Origin of the sequence: Streptomyces crystallinus (assembly GCF_039521265.1) — a bacterium.
GTDB classification, from domain to species: domain Bacteria; phylum Actinomycetota; class Actinomycetes; order Streptomycetales; family Streptomycetaceae; genus Streptomyces; species Streptomyces crystallinus.
Genome location: NZ_BAAACA010000066.1, coordinates 294,042 through 313,779, shown reverse-complemented (window position 1 = coordinate 313,779; position 19,738 = coordinate 294,042). Strand labels below are relative to the sequence as shown.

The 19,738-nt window shown below is 71.3% G+C and carries 17 protein-coding genes and 1 pseudogene; 16 read left to right on the top strand and 2 right to left on the bottom strand.

Annotated elements, in window-relative coordinates:
- The first annotated feature begins 243 nt into the window (after nt 1-243).
- The 5 genes from allB (at nt 244) to ABD236_RS34885 (ending at nt 6,077) form a co-directional block, all read left to right on the top strand.
- A complete protein-coding gene (gene allB, locus ABD236_RS34905; protein WP_344081802.1) occupies nt 244-1,581 on the top strand; it encodes an allantoinase AllB in 1,338 nt (445 codons plus the stop codon).
- A gap of 4 nt (nt 1,582-1,585) precedes the next feature.
- Nucleotides 1,586-2,701, top strand: a complete 1,116-nt coding sequence (gene alc, locus ABD236_RS34900) for an allantoicase (protein WP_344081799.1) — start codon at nt 1,586-1,588, stop codon at nt 2,699-2,701.
- 259 nt (nt 2,702-2,960) lie between these two features.
- The gene (locus tag ABD236_RS34895; RefSeq protein ID WP_344081796.1) at nt 2,961-4,193 is read left to right on the top strand and encodes a sensor histidine kinase; all 1,233 of its coding nucleotides are present in this window, start codon (nt 2,961-2,963) and stop codon (nt 4,191-4,193) included.
- Nucleotides 4,190-4,870: a response regulator gene (locus ABD236_RS34890; protein WP_344081793.1), complete on the top strand. Its 681-nt coding sequence runs from the start codon at nt 4,190-4,192 to the stop codon at nt 4,868-4,870. Before ABD236_RS34895 ends, ABD236_RS34890 begins: the two co-directional genes overlap by 4 nt.
- Before the next feature lie 28 nt (nt 4,871-4,898).
- Nucleotides 4,899-6,077: a cytochrome P450 family protein gene (locus ABD236_RS34885; protein ID WP_344081790.1), complete on the top strand. Its 1,179-nt coding sequence runs from the start codon at nt 4,899-4,901 to the stop codon at nt 6,075-6,077.
- 10 nt (nt 6,078-6,087) lie between these two features.
- Here the strand turns inward: ABD236_RS34885 and ABD236_RS34880 are convergent, their stop codons facing one another.
- Nucleotides 6,088-6,831, bottom strand: coding sequence for a hypothetical protein (locus ABD236_RS34880; RefSeq protein WP_344081787.1), 744 nt, complete (start codon nt 6,829-6,831; stop codon nt 6,088-6,090).
- Between the two features lie 116 nt (nt 6,832-6,947).
- On the opposite strand from ABD236_RS34880, the gene ABD236_RS34875 reads away from it, so the two are divergent.
- Nucleotides 6,948-8,147, top strand: a complete 1,200-nt coding sequence (locus ABD236_RS34875) for a cytochrome P450 family protein (protein WP_344081784.1) — start codon at nt 6,948-6,950, stop codon at nt 8,145-8,147.
- A 26-nt stretch (nt 8,148-8,173) separates the two neighbouring features.
- Here the strand turns inward: ABD236_RS34875 and ABD236_RS34870 are convergent, their stop codons facing one another.
- The gene (locus tag ABD236_RS34870; RefSeq protein ID WP_344081781.1) at nt 8,174-9,172 is read right to left on the bottom strand and encodes a Gfo/Idh/MocA family protein; all 999 of its coding nucleotides are present in this window, start codon (nt 9,170-9,172) and stop codon (nt 8,174-8,176) included.
- Between the two features lie 155 nt (nt 9,173-9,327).
- Between ABD236_RS34870 and ABD236_RS34865 the strand changes: the two genes are divergently transcribed.
- The 10 genes and pseudogenes from ABD236_RS34865 to ABD236_RS34820 all read left to right on the top strand — a co-directional run bounded on the left by ABD236_RS34865 (nt 9,328) and on the right by ABD236_RS34820 (nt 19,480).
- On the top strand, nt 9,328-10,047 hold the full coding sequence (locus ABD236_RS34865; RefSeq protein ID WP_344081893.1) for a GntR family transcriptional regulator: 720 nt from the start codon (nt 9,328-9,330) through the stop codon (nt 10,045-10,047).
- A 150-nt stretch (nt 10,048-10,197) separates the two neighbouring features.
- Nucleotides 10,198-11,205: a sugar ABC transporter substrate-binding protein gene (locus ABD236_RS34860; protein ID WP_344081778.1), complete on the top strand. Its 1,008-nt coding sequence runs from the start codon at nt 10,198-10,200 to the stop codon at nt 11,203-11,205.
- Nucleotides 11,206-11,303: 98 nt separating this feature from the next.
- Nucleotides 11,304-12,317 (top strand): sugar ABC transporter substrate-binding protein, encoded by a 1,014-nt coding sequence (locus tag ABD236_RS34855; protein ID WP_344081775.1) that lies wholly within the window; start codon nt 11,304-11,306, stop codon nt 12,315-12,317.
- Entirely contained in the window at nt 12,314-13,363 is a 1,050-nt protein-coding gene (locus ABD236_RS34850; RefSeq protein WP_344081772.1) for an ABC transporter permease, read from the top strand. Before ABD236_RS34855 ends, ABD236_RS34850 begins: the two co-directional genes overlap by 4 nt.
- Nucleotides 13,360-14,199 carry an ATP-binding cassette domain-containing protein gene (locus ABD236_RS34845; RefSeq protein ID WP_344081769.1) on the top strand — a complete coding sequence of 280 codons (840 nt, stop codon included), beginning with the start codon at nt 13,360-13,362 and terminating at the stop codon, nt 14,197-14,199. Before ABD236_RS34850 ends, ABD236_RS34845 begins: the two co-directional genes overlap by 4 nt.
- 181 nt (nt 14,200-14,380) lie before the next feature.
- Entirely contained in the window at nt 14,381-15,529 is a 1,149-nt protein-coding gene (locus tag ABD236_RS34840) for an ROK family glucokinase (RefSeq protein ID WP_344081766.1), read from the top strand.
- A complete protein-coding gene (locus tag ABD236_RS34835) occupies nt 15,529-16,119 on the top strand; it encodes a hypothetical protein (protein ID WP_344081763.1) in 591 nt (196 codons plus the stop codon). Before ABD236_RS34840 ends, ABD236_RS34835 begins: the two co-directional genes overlap by 1 nt.
- A gap of 81 nt (nt 16,120-16,200) precedes the next feature.
- Nucleotides 16,201-16,347, top strand: a pseudogene (locus ABD236_RS34830) (bifunctional 3-oxoadipate enol-lactonase/4-carboxymuconolactone decarboxylase PcaDC); the annotation flags it as partial.
- 577 nt (nt 16,348-16,924) lie between these two features.
- Complete coding sequence (locus ABD236_RS34825; protein ID WP_425544023.1) at nt 16,925-18,010, top strand: IS110 family RNA-guided transposase; 1,086 nt, start codon at nt 16,925-16,927, stop codon at nt 18,008-18,010.
- A 390-nt stretch (nt 18,011-18,400) separates the two neighbouring features.
- A complete protein-coding gene (locus ABD236_RS34820; protein ID WP_344081760.1) occupies nt 18,401-19,480 on the top strand; it encodes a YaaC family protein in 1,080 nt (359 codons plus the stop codon).
- The last annotated feature ends 258 nt before the right edge of the window (nt 19,481-19,738 follow it).

Here is a 19,738-nt window from a genome sequence, read left to right as displayed (position 1 = left end):
TTGTCCGTTCCGGCCGGGCACCCCGTGGCGATAGCTACATTCTGGGAAGTGAAAGTCTAATTCCATTCTGTGGAAACCTCCAAGACCCACGCCGTCGGCCGCCGCCGGACCCCGGACACCCTTGACGGCTCCCTGATCGGCGTGAAGACTCCTTCAACAGTTCGTTGAATTTTGCTCGTCGCACTCCGCCGGGGTTCTCCCACCGGCGTGGACGTGCACTCCATCGCGGAAGTGAGGGCTCGGGTGTCCGACGTCAACCTGGTACTGCGCTCGTCGCGGGTCATCACCCCCGAGGGCACCCGCCCCGCCTCGGTCGCCGTGGCGGGCGAAGTGATCTCCGCCGTGCTGCCGTACGACGCCGAGGTGCCCGCCGGGGCACGCCTGGAGGACCTCGGCGACGACGTGCTGCTGCCGGGACTCGTCGACTGCCACGTCCATGTGAACGACCCCGGCCGCACCGAGTGGGAGGGCTTCTGGACCGCCACCCGGGCCGCCGCGGCGGGTGGCATCACCACCCTCGTCGACATGCCGCTCAACTCCCTGCCGCCCACCACCACGGTGGCCAACCTCCGCGTCAAGCAGGAGGTCGCCCGCGCCAAGGCGCACGTGGACGTCGGCTTCTGGGGCGGCGCGCTGCCCGACAACGTCAAGGACCTGCGCCCGCTCCACGACGCCGGGGTCTTCGGCTTCAAGGCGTTCCTCTCGCCCTCCGGTGTGGAGGAGTTCCCCGAGCTGGACCAGGACCAGCTGGACCGGTCGCTCGCCGAGATCGCGGGCTTCGGCGGACTGCTGATCGTGCACGCCGAGGACCCGCACGAGCTGGCCGCCGCGCCGAGCACCCCCGGCCCCAAGTACGCCGACTTCCTCGCCAGCCGCCCGCGCGTCTCCGAGAACACGGCCATCGAGGCGCTGATCGCCGCCGCCAAGCGGGTCGGGGCGCGGGTGCACATCCTGCACCTGTCCTCCTCCGACGCGCTGCCGGCGATCGCCGCCGCCAAGCGCGAGGGCGTCCGCGTCACCGTGGAGACCTGCCCCCACTACCTCACGCTGACCGCCGAGGAAGTCCCGGACGGGGCCAGCGAGTTCAAGTGCTGCCCGCCGATCCGCGAGGCCGCCAACCAGGACCTGCTGTGGCAGGCGCTCGCCGACGGCACCATCGACTGCGTCGTCACCGACCACTCGCCGTCCACCGCCGACCTCAAGACCGAGGACTTCGCCACCGCCTGGGGCGGCATCTCCGGCCTCCAGCTGAGCCTGTCCGCGGTGTGGACCGAGGCGCGCAGGCGCGGCCACACCCTCGACGACGTGGTCCGCTGGATGTCGTCCGCCACCGCCGGACTCGTCGGCCTGGACCGCAAGGGCGCCATCGAGGCCGGCCGCGACGCCGACTTCGCCGTCCTCGCCCCCGACGCGACCTTCACGGTCGACCCCGCGGCACTCCAGCACCGCAACCGCGTCACCGCGTACGCGGGCAAGACCCTGCACGGTGTCGTCAAGTCGACCTGGCTGCGCGGCGAGCGCATCCAGCAGAACGGCACCCTCACCGAGCCCACCGGCCGCCTGCTCGAAAGGAACAACTGAAACCGTGAGCGAGATCCCTTCCTTCACCGGTGACGCCAGCCCGTACGGCGGCGGCGACCCGTACGCGGACTACCGCACCGCCGACTTCCCGTTCACGCAGTACGCGGACCTCGCCGACCGGCGCCTGGGCGCGGGCGTCATCGCCGCCAACGACGAGTTCTTCGCCGAGCGCGAGAACCTGCTCAAGCCCGACGCCGCCGAGTTCGACCCCGAGCACTTCGGCCACAAGGGCAAGATCATGGACGGCTGGGAGACCCGCCGCCGCCGCGGTGTCTCGGCCGCCGTGCCGCACCCCACCGACGAGGACCACGACTGGGCCCTGGTACGCCTCGGCGCTCCCGGTGTCGTACGCGGCATCGTCGTCGACACCGCCCACTTCCGCGGCAACTACCCGCAGGCCGTCTCCGTGGAGGCGACCTCGGTCGCGGGCTCCCCGTCGCCCGAGGACCTGCTCGCCGACGACGTGAAGTGGGTGACCCTGGTGCCCCGTACGGCGGTCGGCGGCCACGCGGCCAACGGGTTCGCCGTCGACGTCGAGCAGCGCTTCACGCACCTGCGCGTCAACCAGCACCCCGACGGCGGCATCGCCCGGCTGCGGGTGTACGGCGAGGTGGCCCCGGACCCGGCGTGGCTCGCCGTCCTCGGCACCTTCGACCTCGCGGCACTGGAGAACGGCGCCCAGGTCGAGGACGCCTCGGACCGCTTCTACTCGCCCGCCACCAACACCATCCAGCCGGGCCGCTCGCACAAGATGGACGACGGCTGGGAGACCCGCCGCCGCCGCGACAAGGGCAACGACTGGATCCGCTACCGGCTGGCGGCGCAGTCCGAGATCCGCGCGGTCGAGATCGACACGGCCTACCTCAAGGGCAACTCGGCCGGCTGGGCCGCGCTCTCGGTGCGCGACGGCGCCTCGGGCGAGTGGCGCGAGGTCCTGCCCCGCACCCGCCTCCAGCCCGACACCAACCACCGCTTCGTGCTGGACGCCCCCGCAGTGGCCACCCACGTACGCATCGACATCTTCCCCGACGGCGGCATCTCCCGGCTGCGTCTGTTCGGCTCGCTGACGAGCGACGGCGCGGCGCGGCTGACCGCCCGCCACCAGGAGCTGGGCGGCTGACGACACCCGCCCCTGCGCGGGGCGCCCCGGCCCGACAGCACCGGGGCGCCCCGCGATACAGCTGACTCGGCGGCTTTCGGCCGCGGGTTGTCCGTGGCCGGTCGCGCAGGACGCAGCCGAACCACCGCACCGCCGCCGGAGCGCCCCGCGTCGCCTTTCGGGCTCGGCCCCGCGGCGAAAGTCTCGACCCGTACGACTTTGGTAGCGCGACCCGGCCGGAACCCGCCACGCCGCCCCTGACCTGCGTAACTTGGACGGCATGACACGCGCTGGTCCCGAATACCGCTGGCTGCTGCCGTCCGCCGTCGTCGCTCCCGAGCTGCCGGGCGACCGGTCCGGCCGCAACCGGCCGCGCCGTACCGTACGGGACTGGATCGTCGACCTCTGCGCCTTCGTCTGCGCGGTGCTCATCGGCATGCTCGCCGCCGACGCCATGACCAAGGCCGCCGACTACTCCGAGACCCTCCAGGCCGCCGACCAGCTGGTGGGAGCGCTCGCCTGCTGCGCGCTGTGGCTGCGCCGGCGCTGGCCCGTCGGCCTCGCCTGGGTGCTGGTGGCCGTCACCCTGGTCGCCCCGGTCGCGGCCGGCGCGGTGCTGGTGGCCCTCTTCGGTCTCGCCGTGCACCGGCCCCTCAAGCCCACCGTCGCCACGGTCGGCGCCGCGGCCCTGCTCACCTCGTGGGTGCAGCCGGTCGTGCGCCCCGACCCGACCACCGGCCTGCTGGCCAACGCGATCATGGGCTCGCTGATGGTCCTCCTCGCCATGGGCTGGGGCATGCTCGTACGGGCCCGGCGCCAGCTGGTGGCGGCGCTGCGCGAGCGGGCCGTGCGCGCCGAGGAGGAGGCCGCGCTGCGGGCCGAGAACGCCCAGCGCCTCGCCCGCGAGGCCATCGCCCGCGAGATGCACGACGTGCTGGCCCACCGGCTCACCCTGCTCAGCGTGCACGCGGGCGCCCTGGAGTTCCGGCCGGACGCGCCCCCGGCCGAGGTCGCCCGCGCCGCCGGGGTCATCCGCGACAGCGCCCACGAGGCCCTCCAGGACCTGCGCCAGATCATCGGAGTGCTGCGCAGCCCGGACGAGGGCGCCGAGGACCGGCCCCAGCCGACGCTCGCCACCCTGGACGCGCTGGTCGCCGAGTCCCGCGAGGCCGGGATGAAGGTCACCCTGGACAGCCGGGTCGGGGATCCCGAGGCCGTCCCGGCGGCCACCGGGCGCAACGCGTACCGCATCGCCCAGGAGGCCCTGACCAACGCCCGCAAGCACGCCCCCGGCGCCGAGGTCACCGTGACCGTCACCGGCCGTCCGGGCGACGGCCTCGCCGTCGAGGTGCGCAACCCCGCACCGCTGGGCGAGGTGCCGAGGGTGCCCGGTTCGGGGCAGGGGCTCATCGGGCTGACCGAACGCGCCACGCTCGCGGGCGGGCGCCTGGAGCACGGGCGCACGCCCGGTGGCGGGTTCGAGGTCCGCGCCTGGCTACCGTGGCCCTCATGACCATCCGGCTGCTGCTCGTCGACGACGACCCCCTCGTCCGCGCGGGACTCACCTTCATGCTCGGCGGATCCGAGGACCTGGAGATCGTGGGAGAGGCCTCCGACGGCTCCCAGGTCGAGGAGCTGACCGACCGGCTGCGCCCGGACGTGGTCCTGATGGACATCCGGATGCCGGGGGTCGACGGCCTCACCGCCACCGAGACCCTGCGCGCCCGCCCCGACGCCCCCGAGGTCATCGTCCTGACCACCTTCCACGCCGACGAGCAGGTGGTACGGGCACTGCGCGCGGGCGCCGCCGGGTTCGTCCTGAAGGACACCGCGCCCGCCGAGATCGTCGCGGCCGTACGCCGGGTGGCGGCGGGCGAGCCGGTGCTCTCCCCGGCCGTCACCCGCCAGTTGATGCGGCAGGTCGCGGGCGCCCCGGAGGGGGGCGACGACCGGGCCTCGCGGGCCCGGGCGAGGATCGGCGAACTCGCCGAGCGGGAGCGCGAGGTGGCGGTCGCCGTCGGGCGCGGCCAGTCGAACGCGGAGATCTCCGCCGCGCTCTTCCTCAGCGTGCCGACCGTGAAGACCCATGTCTCGCGCGTGCTGGCCAAGCTGGGCCTCAACAACCGTGTCCAGATCGCCCTGCTGGTGCACGACGCCGGACTCCTCGACGAGGACGGCGACGTACGCTGAAGCGGACCACCGGAGGGGGAACACCGTCATGCCGTTCGTCGATCTGCGCGACCACGAGGACTTCACCGCCGACCCGTACCCGTACTACGCCAAGCTGCGCGCGGAGGGGCCGGTGCACCGCGTCCGCACCCAGGAGGTGGACGAGGTCTGGCTGATCGTGGGACACGACGAGGCGCGGGCCGCGCTCGCCGACGGCCGCTTCTCCAAGGACTGGCGGGCGATCGCCGAGCAGCCCGACGAGTTCGCCGCGGTCAGCGCCAACATGCTGGACTCCGACCCGCCGCAGCACACCCGGCTGCGCAAGCTGGTGGCGCGGGAGTTCACCTCGCGCCGGATCGAGGCGCTGCGCCCGCGCGTGCAGGAGATCGCCGACGGGCTGCTCGACACCATGCTGGCCGCTCCCGGCCGCAGTGCCGACCTGGTCGACTCGTTCGCCTTCCCGCTGCCGATCACGGTCATCTGCGAACTGCTCGGCGTGCCGGACCTGGACCGGGAGACCTTCCGCCGGCTCTCCAACGAGGCCGTGGCCCCGACGGCGAACGACGGCAGGGCCGCCCAGGAGATGGGCGCCTACCTGGTCGGGCTCATCGAGGACAAGCGCGCCACGGCCCCGGCGGACGACCTGATGAGCGCCCTCATCCGCACCCGGCACGAGGACGGCGACCAGCTGTCCCCGGACGAGCTCATCGGCATGGCCTTCCTGCTGCTCGTCGCGGGCCACGAGACCACCGTCAACCTCATCTCCAACGGAGTACGGGCCCTGCTAGCCCATCCCGCGCAACTGGCCGCGCTGCGCGCCGACTTCGACTGGCTGATCGACGGGGCCATCGAGGAGATGCTGCGCTACGACGGCCCGGTGGAGACGGCCACGTACCGCTTCGCGCGCGAGGACGTCGAGTGCGGAGGGACCGTCATCCCGGCCGGGTCGCCGGTCCTGATCGGCCTCGCCGCCGCCGGGCGCGACCCGTCCCGCCACCCCGACCCGGACCGCTTCGACATCCGCCGCACCCCGCAGAGCCACCTCGGCTTCGGCCACGGCATCCACTACTGCCTGGGCGCCCCGCTCGCCCGGATGGAGGGCCGCATCGCGCTCCGTACGCTCCTGGAGCGCGCCCCGGGCCTCGAACTGGCCACCGGCGCGGGCTCCTTGGAGTGGCTGCCGGGGATGCTCATCCGCGGTGTGCGGCATCTGCCCGTGCGCTGGTGAGGCGGGGCGTTCACGCCTTGCGGGCGGCCGCCGCCCGGCGGCGGTGCTCGCCGCCCAGCACGAGCGCGGGCCACTCGTCCCCGTACGCGCCGCACGCCGAGACCGACCACAGCGACCACTGCTGCGGCACCGAGTAGTACGGCACGAGCAGCCGCGCGGTGCGCAGCCGGGACACCTTCACCGGGACGAGGGCGGGCAGTACGTCCGGCTGCTCGCCCGCCAGGATCGCCCGGCGGCAGGACGGGCAGGCGGGCCGGCGGTCCGCCGCCGCCTCGCGCGGCCCGGTCCGGCGCCGGGCCCGCTGCCGGTGCTGCTTGCGCGCGGGCGGCCCGCCGCTCTCGGCCGCCGCGTGCAGCGGGTTGTAGTAGCACCGCTCGGGCGGCCTCGGCGCCGGCTGCCCCGCACGGCGCGCGTGCAGCGCGGCGAACCGCACCAGGGCGCGCTCGGCCAGCACCGCGGCGGCGGCCAGATCCGGCAGGTCGGCCGCTTCGTCCAGGAGCTTGCCCGCGGCCTGGAAGGCGTCGAGCACCCAGGCGTAGTCGCGCTCGGCCCCGCCCGCCCCCACGGGGAGTTCGGCCACCCGCAACACGTCACCGACGGCCGCGACCCGCGCCGACACCAGCCGCTCCAGGCGCTCGCGAGCCGCCCCCCACTCGTCGAGAACCCGCTGCTGCTCCTCCTTGGACGGCTCCCACGCCCCCCGCGCGGGCACCTCCGGCCGCAGCGCCCCCACGAACCACCAACGCCTCAGCACCGAGCCTCCCCTCGCCGTGACCAGGGTAGAAGCCTCCCAAGCTACTGGGGAGTTAAGGTGTGCCGACACCACGGCGTGTGCCCGCAGGGGCGCACTACGTCCTGAAGGGACCCGCGTTGACCAGCGATGCCATTGTCGATCTCGCCGCCCTCGGCGAGGACTTCACCCGTGACCCGTATCCGGTCTACGCGGAGCTGCGCGAGCGTGGGCCGGTGCACCGCATACGGATGCCGGAGGGCTCGGACGCCTATCTCGTCGTCGGGTACGAGGTCGGGCGAGCCGCCCTCGCCGACCCCCGGCTCTCCAAGGAGTGGCGCAACGCCTCGACCGGCCTCGGGGTGAAGCAGGTCGCCTCCGGCACCACCATGCTCAGCTCCGACGCCCCCGCCCACACCCGGCTGCGCAAACTGGTCAACCGGGAGTTCACCCCGCGCCGGGTCGAGCGGATGGCCCCGCGCGTCCAGGAGATGACCGACGCGCTGCTCGACACCATGCTCAAGGGCCCCGGCCGCAGGGCCGACCTGGTCCAGGCGCTGTCCTTCCCGCTGCCGATCACGGTCATCGGCGAGCTGCTCGGGGTGCCGAGCCTGGACCAGGACAGCTTCCGGGAGTGGTCCAACGTCTCCGTGTCGGCGCCCGCCCTCGCGGACCGGATGGCGGCGGCCAGGTCCATGTCGGAGTATCTGACCGCCCTGCTGGCCGCCAAGCGCGAGAACCCCGGCGGGGACCTCATGAGCGCGCTGATCCACACCTGCGACGAGGACGGCGACCGCCTTTCCGGCCCCGAACTGCTTGGCATGGCCTGGCTGCTGCTCGTCGCTGGCCACGAGACGACCGTCAACCTGATCTCCAACGGCGTCCTCGCCCTGCTCAGCCACCCGGAGCAACTGGCCGCCCTGCGAGCCGACTTCGACGGGCTGATCGACAACGCGGTGGAGGAGATGCTGCGCTACGACGGCCCGGTGGAGACCCCGACGTACCGCTTCACCACGGAGCCGGTCGACATCGGCGGCACGGTGGTGCCCGGCGGCGGGCAGCTGGTGCTCGTCGCGATGGCCGACGCGAACCGGGACCCCGCCCGCTACCCGGAGCCCTCCCGCTTCGACATCCGGCGCGACGCGCGCGGCCATGTGGCGTTCGGCCACGGCATCCACTACTGCCTGGGCGCCCCGCTGGCCCGCCTCGAGGCGCGCATCGCGATCCGCTCGCTGCTGGACCGCTGCCCGGACCTGGCGCTCGACATCCACCCGGCGGCCGTCACCTGGCGCTCGGGCATGCTGGTGCGCGGCCCGGAGAGCCTACCGGTGCGCTGGTGAACGCCGGCTCGTGAACCCGGAGAGCCTCAGTCGGTGAACTCCGCGAGCGCCACCGGTCGGCGCTCGTGCCGTGAGCGCTCGCACGCCTCCGCGACGCGCAGTGCGTGCAGTGCCTCCCGGCCGTCGCACGGGTTCGCCAGCTCGCCCTGTACGACGTGGACGAAGGCGTCGAGCTCGGCCCGGTAGGCGTCGGCGAACCGCTCCAAAAAGCCGGGCCAGGGCTTGTTGGGAGCGCCGGGTGCCCCGGGCTCGGCCGAGGTCAGCGGGGTGCGCTCGCCCAGTCCCACGGCCAGCTGGTCGAGTTCGCCGGCCAGTTCCATCCGGACGTCGTACCCGGCGCCGTTGCACCGCGTCGCCGTCGCCGTGGCGAGGGTGCCGTCGTCGAGGGTGAGCAGGGCCGCGGCCGTGGCGACGTCCCCGGCCTCCCGGAACATCGCGGGTCCCGCGTCCGAACCCGTCGCGTACACCTCGGTCACCTCGCGGCCGGTCACCCAGCGCAGACTGTCGAAGTCATGGACCAGGCAGTCCCGGTAGAGCCCGCCGGAGAGCGGCAGATACGCGGCGGGCGGCGGCGCCGGGTCCGAGGTGACGGCCCGTACGGTGTGCAGCCGCCCGAGCCCGCCCGCCCGGACCCGCTCGCGGGCCGCCGCGTACCCGGCGTCGAAGCGCCGCATGAACCCGATCTGGAGGACCGTCCCCGCGCTCTCGACCTCGTCCAGCGCCGCCAGCGTCCCGGCCAGGTCGAGCGCGATCGGCTTCTCGCAGAACGCGGGCAGCCCGGCGCGGGCCGCGCGGGCGATCAGCCCGGCGTGCGCGGCGGTCGCCGAGGCGATCACCACCGCGTCCGGGCCGGCCGCGAAGAGCCCGTCGACCGTGGTGGCCGTGGCCCCGGTCCGCGCGGCGGCCTCGGCTGCCCGCGCGGGGTCGGTGTCGGCGACGAAGAGCTCGGTGACCGAGGAGTGGCCGGCCAGCACCTCCGAGTGGAAGGTGCCGATACGTCCCGTTCCGATGAGTCCGATACGCATGGCCAAAAGGTGACGGTGCCCGGCCGTCCTGTCAAGAGTTTGTCCTGACAATCAGACTTCACGACTTCCCGTCAACATGGCCCGCGCACTACGCTCACCCCGTGTCCAAGCAGCCCAGAACCGTGCCGGATCCCGCCGTGCCGCTCCAGCTCAGCGTGGACCGCACCAGCCCGGTCCCGCTCTACTTCCAGCTCTCCCAGCAGCTGGAGGCGGCCATCGAGCGCGGCACCCTCACGCCCGGCAGCCTCCTCGGCAACGAGATCGACCTCGCGGGCCGCCTCGGCCTGTCCCGCCCCACCGTCCGCCAGGCCATCCAGGCGCTGGTCGACAAGGGCCTGCTGGTGCGCCGCAGAGGCGTCGGCACCCAGGTGGTGCACAGCCAGGTCAAGCGCCCGCTGGAGCTGAGCAGCCTCTACGACGACCTGGAGGCGGCCGGTCAGAAGCCCGCCACCAAGGTGCTGCGCAACACCCTGGAACCGGCCACCGCCGAGGTGGCGGCGGCGCTCGGGGTGGCCGAGGGCGACGACGTCCATCTGGTGGAGCGGCTGCGGTACGCGCACGGCGAGCCGATGGCCCAGCTGCGCAACTACCTGCCGACCGGACTGCTGGCGCTGGACACCCCGCAGCTGGAGGCCACCGGCCTGTACCGGCTGATGCGCGGCGCGGGGATCACCCTGCACAGCGCCCGCCAGTCGGTGGGCGCCCGGGCCGCCACCGCCGCAGAGGCCGAACTGCTCGCCGAGGCCGTGGGCGCGCCGCTGCTGACCATGCAGCGCACCACCTTCGACGACACCGGGCGGGCCGTGGAGTTCGGCACCCATGTCTACCGGGCCGCGCGCTACGCCTTCGAGTTCCAGCTGCTCGTACGTCCGTGACGTCGGCGGGCGTGCCCCCGGGGTGCCCTTGGGGACGCCCCCGGGGGTGCCTCCGCGTAAGAATGTTCGGACAAAGTATTGACGCGTCCGTCCGTACGCCGCTAGAACTCACGTGCCGCGACCCGGCGGCCCAGGCGGAAGGCGGACCCCATGCGCATACCCCGCACGGCAGCCACGGCGACGGCCCTCGCCGCGGCCCTCGTACTGACGGTCGCCGGATGCAGCGGCTCGGGCGGCAAGAGCTCCGAGGACAAGGCCGACGACAGCGCCCCGGGCAGCGGCAAGGGGGCCTCCACGCCCCGGATGAAGATCGCGATGATCACCCATTCGGGCCAGGGCGACACCTTCTGGGACATCGTCCAGAGCGGCGCGAAACAGGCCGCCGCCAAGGACAACGCCGACTTCCTCTACTCCGCCGACAAGGAGGGCCAGCAGCAGTCGCAGCTGATCCAGGCGGCCATCGACCAGAAGGTCGACGGGATCGTGGTCACCCTGGCCAAGCCGCAGGCCGTACGGGACGTCGTCAAGAAGGCGGTCGCGGCGGGCATCCCGGTCGTCACCATCAACTCCGGCGCCGCGTACTCCAAGGAGCTCGGCGCGCTCGGCCACATCGGACAGGACGAGGGCGTCGCGGGCGAGGCGGTCGGCGAGCAGCTCAACGCGAACGGGAGGAAGAAGGCCGTCTGCGTCATCCACGAGCAGGGCAACGTCTCGCTGGAGGAGCGCTGCGCCGGGGTGAGGAAGACCTTCAAGGGCCCGGTCGAGAACCTGAACGTGGACGGGACCAACACGCCCGCCGCGACGTCCTCCATCGAGGCGAAACTCCAGGCCGGCAAGGACATCGACGCGGTGGTCACCCTCGGCGCGCCGATGGCGGCCGCCGCGGTCAAGGCCAAGGGCGGCGCGGGCAGCTCCGCCGAGGTCGACACCTTCGACCTCGACGCGGCCGTGATCAAGCAGTTCAAGGCCAAGGAGATCGGCTTCGCGGTCGACCAGCAGCCCTATCTCCAGGGGTATCTCGCGGTCGACGAACTCTGGCTGAAGAAGACCAACGGCAACGTCGTCGGCGGCGGCAGGCCGGTCCTCACCGGTCCCGCGATCGTCACCGAGAAGGACGTGCCGGCGCTGGAGAAGTACACCGCTCGCGGTACCCGATGATCCGCCGCCGACCTGATGTGACCCATACTTGGGCGGCCGGGGCAGGTCCGCACCAGTCCCGGGCGCACCTGGGAGTACAGCAAGAGGAGCACGGCGTCGTGGCAAGGATTCGGACAGGGGTACGCGCGGTGGGCGCGGTGCTGGCGGCGGTGCTCGGTGTCTCCCTGGTGGGATGCAGCAGTACCGGGGGCAAGCGCGCCGAGGACGCGCGCAAGGCCGCGGCGGCCCAGGGCAAGGCGGCGGTGAACACCCCCCGCTGGAAGATCGCCATGATCACCCACTCGGGCGACGGCGACACCTTCTGGGACATCGTCCAGAGCGGCGCCAAGCAGGCCGCCGTCAAGGACAACATCGACTTCCTGTACTCGCACAGCGACCAGGGCCAGCAGCAGGCGCAGTTCGTGCAGGCGGCCATCGACCAGAAGGTCGACGGGATCGTCGTCACCCTCGCCAAGCCGGACGCGCTGAAGGACGTCGTCGCCAAGGCGGTCAGGGCGGGCATCCCGGTGATCACGGTGAACTCCGGCTCGGAGAAGTCCAAGGCGTACGGCGCGCTCACCCACATCGGCCAGGACGAGACGATCGCGGGCGAGGCCGTCGGCGAGGAGCTCAACAAGCGCGGCAAGAAGAAGGCGCTCTGCGTCCTGCACGAGCAGGGCAACGTCGGCCACGAGCAGCGCTGCGCCGGCACCAAGAAGTCCTTCAAGGGCGATCTGCAGAACCTCTATGTCACCGGCACCAACATGCCCGACGTGCAGTCCTCCATCGAGGCCAAGCTCCAGGCGGACCGGTCCATCGACTCCGTGGTCACCCTCGGCGCCCCGTTCGCGGACACCGCCGTCAAGGCCAAGAACTCCGCCGGCAGCTCCGCCGAGGTCGACACCTTCGACCTCAACGCCAAGGTCGCGGCCGAGCTCAAGGACGGCACCCTCGGCTTCGCCGTCGACCAGCAGCCCTACCTCCAGGGGTACGAGGCCGTGGACCTGCTCTGGCTCTACAAGTACAACGGCGACGTGCTCGGCGGCGGGATGCCGGTGCTGACCGGACCTCAGATCATCACCAAGGACGCGGCCGCCGAGCTGGAGGATTACACGAAGCGGGGGACCCGATGACCGCCACTGCACCAGCGCCCGCGCCCGCGAAGGACGAACGGCTGATCCACCGGTCGGTGCTGCGCAAGCTGCTCGGCCGCCCGGAGCTCGGCTCGGTCGTCGGCGCCGTCGCCGTCTTCGTCTTCTTCTCGGCCGTCGCGGACAGCTTCCTGCGCGCCTCCAGCCTCTCGACCGTGCTGTACGCGGCGTCGACCATCGGCATCATGGCGGTGCCGGTGGCGCTGCTGATGATCGGCGGCGAGTTCGACCTGTCGGCCGGTGTGCTGGTGACGACGTCGGCGCTCGTCTCGTCGATGTTCAGCTACCAGATGACGGCGAACATCTGGGTGGGCGTCGGCGTCTCGCTGCTGACCACGCTCGCCCTCGGCGCCTTCAACGGCTTCATGCTGACCCGTACCAAACTGCCCAGCTTCATCATCACGCTCGGCACCTTCCTGATGCTGACCGGTCTCAACCTCGGCTTCACCAAGCTGATCAGCGGCACGGTCTCCACCAAGTCCATCGCCGACATGGAGGGCTTCGGCTCTGCCAAGAAGGTGTTCGCCTCCCAGCTGAGCGTCGGCTCGGTCGACCTCAAGGTCACCATCCTGTGGTGGTTCGGCCTGGTCGCGCTGGCCACCTGGATCCTGCTGCGGACCCGGTTCGGCAACTGGATCTTCGCGGTCGGCGGCGGTGCCGACGCGGCCCGCGCGGTCGGTGTGCCGGTCTACAAGACCAAGATCGGCCTGTATATGGGCGTGGCGTTCGCCGCCTGGGTCTCCGGGCAGCACCTGCTCTTCTCGTTCGACGTGGTGCAGTCCGGCGAGGGCGTCGGCAACGAGCTGATCTACATCATCGCGGCCGTCATCGGCGGCTGTCTGATCACCGGCGGCTACGGCTCCGCGATCGGCTCCGCGGTCGGCGCCTTCATCTTCGGCATGACCAGCAAGGGCATCGTCTACGCCGAGTGGAACCCGGACTGGTTCAAGTTCTTCCTGGGAGCGATGCTCCTTCTGGCCACCCTGCTCAACGCGTGGGTGCGCAAGCGGGCGGAGGCCACGGTATGACGGACGCGACCCTGACCGAGCGGAGCGCCCTGGTGGAGCTCGACGACGTCAGCAAGTACTACGGCAACATCCGCGCCCTCGAAGGCGTCTCGCTGGAGGTGCACGGCGGCGAGATCAGCTGTGTGCTCGGGGACAACGGCGCCGGCAAGTCCACCCTCATCAAGATCATCGCGGGGCTGCACCGGCACGACGCCGGCGCCTTCCGCATCGAGGGCGAGGACGTCTCGCTCAGCAACCCGCGCGAGGCGCTGGACCGGGGCATCGCCACCGTCTACCAGGACCTGGCGGTCGTCCCGCTGATGCCGGTGTGGCGCAACTTCTTCCTCGGCTCCGAGCCGACGAAGGGCAAGGGCCCCCTCAAGCGCCTCGACGTCGACCTGATGCGCCGCACCACCCGCTCGGAGCTGCTGCGCATGGGCATCGACCTGCGCGACGTGGACCAGCCCATCGGCACCCTGTCGGGCGGCGAGCGCCAGTGCGTGGCGATCGCCCGGGCGGTCTACTTCGGCGCCAAGGTGCTGGTCCTGGACGAGCCCACGGCGGCGCTCGGCGTCAAGCAGTCCGGCGTCGTGCTCAAGTACGTGGCGGCCGCCCGGGACGCCGGCCTCGGCGTGGTCCTGATCACCCACAACCCGCACCACGCCTACCTCGTGGGCGACCGCTTCGTCCTGCTCAAGCGCGGCACCATGACCGGCAGCCATCTGCGCAGCCAGATCACCCTGGACGAGCTCACCCGGCAGATGGCGGGCGGCAGCGAGCTGGAGGAGCTCAGCCACGAGCTCCAGCGGGCCCCCGAGCCGGACCTCGGCGCCCGCCCCGCCGACACCGGTAAGTAGCGGCCGGGGCCCCCGGGGCGGCACGGGCACGCGAGGTCGGGTCCCGGCCGGGGTGGCAGAATCGGGCACGGCGGGCGCCGTCCGCCGCCGGCCACCCCGGCTCCCCGAGACCTCCAGGGACGACACCAGTCGTGCGAGCACACCAGGACACCCCCCTCCCTCGGCGAAGGGGTGCGGCCCGATGAACACCTACCGAGGCTCGGCCCGGGCCACCGTCCTGCGCACCGTCGGTACCCGCGAGCGCCGCTCGCACCTGACCGCCCCCCGCGTCCCCACCGTCGGCATCGACATCGGCGGCACCAAGGTGATGGCGGGCGTCGTCGACGCCGACGGCACCATCCTGGAGAAGATCCGCACCGAGACGCCGGACAAGTCCAAGAGCCCCAAGGTCGTCGAGGACACCATCACCGAGCTGGTCCTGGACCTCTCGGACCGCCACGACGTGCACGCGGTGGGCATCGGCGCGGCCGGCTGGGTCGACGCCGACCGCAGCACCATCCTCTTCGCCCCGCACCTCGCCTGGCGCAACGAGCCGCTGCGCGACGCCCTCCAGTCCCGGCTCGCCGTCCCGGTCATGGTCGACAACGACGCCAACACGGCCGCCTGGGCCGAGTGGCGGTTCGGCGCGGGCCGCGGCGAGGACCACCTCGTCATGATCACGCTGGGCACCGGCATCGGCGGCGCGATCCTGGAGGACGGCCGGGTCAAGCGCGGCAAGTACGGCGTGGCCGGCGAGTTCGGCCATATGCAGGTCGTGCCCGGCGGCCACCGCTGCCCCTGCGGCAACCGCGGCTGCTGGGAGCAGTACAGCTCGGGCAACGCCCTGGTCCGCGAGGCCCGCGAGCTCGCCGTCGCGGACTCGCCGGTCGCGTACAACATCCTGGACCGGGTCAAGGGCAACATCCCGGACATCACCGGGCCGCTGATCACCGAGCTCGCGCGCGAGGGCGACGCCATGTGCGTCGAGCTGCTCCAGGACATCGGCCAGTGGCTCGGCGTCGGCATCGCCAACCTCGCTGCCGCCCTCGACCCGTCCTGCTTCGTCGTCGGCGGCGGGGTGAGCGCGGCCGACGACCTGCTCATCGGTCCGGCCAGGGACGCCTTCAAGCGCCAGCTCACCGGCCGCGGCTACCGCCCCGAGGCCCGGATCGCCAAGGCGCAGCTGGGCCCCGAGGCGGGCATGGTCGGCGCCGCCGACCTCGCCCGCCTCGTCGCCCGCCGCTTCCGCCGCGCCAACCGCCGCCGCGTCGAGCGCTACGAGCGGTACGCCCAGGTCGCCGAGGCCGTGCGCAGGACGAGCTCCACCCGCGCCACCCAGGAGTCGCCGTGATGACCCCCGCGGAGCGGCCCGCCGTGCCGCGCCAGTCGCCGTCCCCGGACGAGAGCCGCCCGCCGGAGGACCGCCGGCACATGCTGCGCCGGCGCTGGCTCACCGCGATCATCATCGTGCTGCTCATCGGCGTCCCGGCCGGCTATCTGGCCATCTCCGCCGGGCAGAGCCGTGACAGCGGCCGCGACAAGGAGAGCGAGGCCTCGGCGACCGGGCTCCAGAACGACTGGCCGTCCAAGACGCAGCGCCGCATCTACGACGTGCCGGTCCCCTCCGACGCCACGGACGTCCGGTACTTCGAGACCAACAGCTGGGCCGTCAGCAAGCTGTTCGTGTCGTTCCGCACCACCGCGGCCGGACTCGCCGAGTTCCTGAAGGACTCCGGCACCAGTACGGCCGCGCTGCGGCCCGGCGCGGTGGCGATCAGCGCGGCCGACGGGAAGAAGGTCGGCTGGACGTTCGCCTCCGGCCACGACTGGGCGGGTACCCGGCACGCCCAGAAGGACCCGCTGCCCACCCAGGACATCACGGTGGACGAGAGCGACCCGGACAACCCGGTCGTCTTCGTGGTCTCCACGGCCACCCCGTAGGACGGGCACCGGGACGAGGGCAGGACCGGAAGCACCCCTACCGCGACCCCCTGACCGGAGCCACCCACTCCGCTCACTAGTCTGGAGCGAGTGAGCGAAGTGACTGAGACGCCTGAGACGACCGCGACGCCGGAGCAGCCGAAGCCGCCGACCCTCCAGTACCGGATCGACGGCCCCGACGACGCCCCGGTACTGGTGCTCGGCCCCTCGCTCGGGACAACATGGCACAGGTAGGCCAAACCGTCTTCTGGCGTCCAGGTGGTCCAGGGCGAGGCCGTTTGCGCAGGTCGGGGCCTTGGGGTCCAGGCGTGTCGACGGTGTCGGTGAGACGCTTGTGAGATTTGGTGACAGAGGATGAGGCCCTCGTCGGCAGGTGTCGGCGGGGGCCTCCGCGTTCGGTCGGTCGGCTCGGGAGGGCACCGGAAGGCCGGGCTTTGAGGGCGCGTGCCGGGTCGGGCGGGCGCGCGGCTGCGCGCCGGTCTGGCTTTCGGGTTGCGCGGAGTGGGGTGTGCTTCGCGAGGAGGCATTTGTGCGGAGACAGCAGTGTGCTGACGTTGGGCAGCTGGGAAGAATGGCAGTGATGCTGCCAGCAACCGGTACCCCGGCTCCTGAAATTTTTGGCCGACGTGCCCTAACGATCCTACGTCGATCACCGGTGCGAGGCAGTACGCGCAGGACCTGTCTCGGGGGCGTGTGTCTAAAGGACTGCCTTGCATGAGGAAGGTGCACCGTCTCACTGGTGACCGCTCCTCCGGGCCAGCTCTGACGCTGCCGTGCAACTCCCGAAGGTGGTGGATGAACGATCGTGGCGAGCGCTGTTCCCCTCAATTCCCCTGAGGATGCTGAGGAGGTGATTCTCGGTGTCGACACGCACCGCGATACTCATGTAGCCGCTGTGATTTCAGTGATGGGGAAGACTCTTGCCGTACAGAGCTTCCCGGCTACCGCGGTCGGATATGACCAACTCGTTCGGTGGGCAGGCGGGTTAGGTGCTGTACGGAGTGCCGGGGTGGAGGGATCAGGTAACTATGGGGCGGCCCTGTCCCGATACCTGCTGTCGCGGGGGATCGACGTGCTCGATGCCCCCGGGCCCGGCCGATCGGCGCACCGCCGACGGAGTAAGTCTGATCAGGGTGATGCACAGGCCGCTGCCCGCGCTGTGCTCAGTGGCCGCGCCTGCTCTCGCGTTAAAGCGGGGAATGGTCCGGTGGAGATGGCCCGTATGTACAACGTGGCAAGGGACTCTGCGGTCAAGGCCCGTACTCAGGCTGTCAATCAGATGAAGGCGATCCTGGTCACTGCCAAGCCGGCCTTGCGGGAAGAGCTGGCTAGTTTGCAACGTCGAGCGCTGATCCGAGCGTGTGCGAACCTCGGTGAAGATGGCATGGGCGGCGACCCCGTGGTGCGAGCTACGAGGTTCACGCTGCGCTCGCTGGCTGAGCGAATCGAGCACCTCACCGTGCAGTCCCAAGAGCTGGAGCGGCGTCTGGCCGAGGTGATCGAGTCCCATTACCCATCGTTGTTGGCTGCGGCAGGGGTCGGACCGCGGAGCGCCGCCGTTCTGTTGATCACCATGGGGGACAACGTGGACCGTCTGCGTGGTGAGGCGTCGTTCGCTGCGTTGTGCGGGGCAAGCCCGGTTGAATATTCCTCCGGCGGCAGATGCCATCGTCGGCTCAACCGCGGCGGAGATCGGCAAGCCAACGCGGCCCTCTATCGCATCGTGCTGACCCGGCTGCGCTGGGACCCACGCACCCAGGCGTATTACGCACGGCGTGTGGCGGAAGGAAAGACCCGGCGCGAGATCATCCGTTGCCTGAAAAGGTATGCGGCGAGGGAGGTTTACCGCCTCGTCCTGGGGCACCGTCGGGGTCTAGGTGAGCCTCCGTAACCCGGTTCGGGAAGACGAAGGAGGCCATTACCCACCTCCTCAGACCGTCCTGAAAATTTGCCCCGCTCGCCTAAGCGGGGAGGGGCGGGACGCCGCGGCGCTCGCCTCGGCGAAGTTCGGAGCACGCCCGCGTTGGCATGTAGGACGAACGTCCCGCTCATCGCAGACGACCCGCGCCGTGCGACCGGCGCTTCGGCGGACCGGAGGAGGAAGGCCGGGTCGGCCTGAACGAACTCGGTCGGGCAGCTAACGCGCCCGAGGAGTGTCGGCGTCGCGGCGCCCTCGACGGCATCCAGCCGCAAGCGGCACGATGACCTGATCGTGTCGGGCGAGGCGAGGCCCCGATTTGGCTGTCGTGCCGAGCAGTTGGGGCGGAGAGCAGGTGTTGTCATGTTGTACGGCCCCACCTATGAGGAGCAGACGTGGATGCCACGAGAGAAGTCGTGGCGCAATCTCAGAGGGATGCGGGCGTTTCCTCCTGGTGCTGCAAGCACGGGAGTCCGTCATGCTCAACGGGCAGAGGTGTTCCGAGCCGCACTGGAACAGTCGGAGCAGCTCTTTCGCGCAGCTGAGATGGTAGGCCCGGAAACGCGCCCGATGCTTCTTTTCTATGGGCTCTCCCAGGCAGGCAGGGCGCTGGCAGCAGCTTCGCCCGAACTGCCCGCCGCCGAAGCTGGCAGACAGCCCTGGCAGCTCAAAGGACACGGCATCGAGACCATTCCGCAGGGCCCTCTCAAAGACATCACTGTGACACCACCCAAGACACCGAATCCGCACGGCGCGACATCGTTCGACGGCGTTGCCCAGGCGTTGGGATGTGAGGGCCTGCCCAGACGTGGGGCGCGGCTGGGTGACCTATGGGCCGCTCTTCCTGACACCCGGTATGTACCTCTCGAAGACGCACCCCCATATCCAGCCCTCTATGTGCAGACACAAAGCCCTTATGCCCCGCCCCTGCGCTCGGGGTGGTCCACGGTCGACCTCTCCGGCTGCCCTCAATCACTCGCAGACATAACGGACAAGAGCGTCCAGGAGCAGCGTATTAGCGAGTTCCTCTCTCACTACCCCACCCTAGACGGCTGGAGGTTCCAACCGCCCGACGGCGCTGGACGCCCCGACACCTCACACACCACCCCCGGCTCACTGCCCAAAACGCTCTACGTCCCCCGCCATCCAAATCCTCATACCCCCGTGGAGAGCCTCCTCGCCACCCCGTACCGAGGAGGAATCCACTACCTGCTCCCCGCGATACCGGGGAACCGGAAGCCCCTCCACCCATTGCTTATCTGGTGGGGAGTGCTCTACGGACTCGCCAGCGTTGCCCGCTACGAACCCCAGAACTGGTCCAAATCCATCAACATCGACAAGAAGAGCGATCGCACGGCTAACGCGATCGAACACCTGCTTGAGATGGCATTGTCTGCCATCCCTGAACTGATCACGCGCGAACTCCACCGGCTCCTCGGCTGAACACCGCCATCGGCAGACGCCACCCCGCGTCCGAGGTCGGCCACTGGCCGGAGCCGCCTCATCCCATTGCGTCGCTCCGCTGGTCGGGCAAGGCTCCTTCGTGGCTCCCGCGTGTACGGCGGCCGAGCTCGTTCGCGCGGGGGTGGCCTGCTTCGGCCAGATGCCCCGTCAGGACCCGGGCCATTTTGGCCCTGGTGGTGGGTACCCCTGTGGGCGTGCAGCTTTGGGGCCGAAGGGGTGGGCTCGGCGACGCCGGGC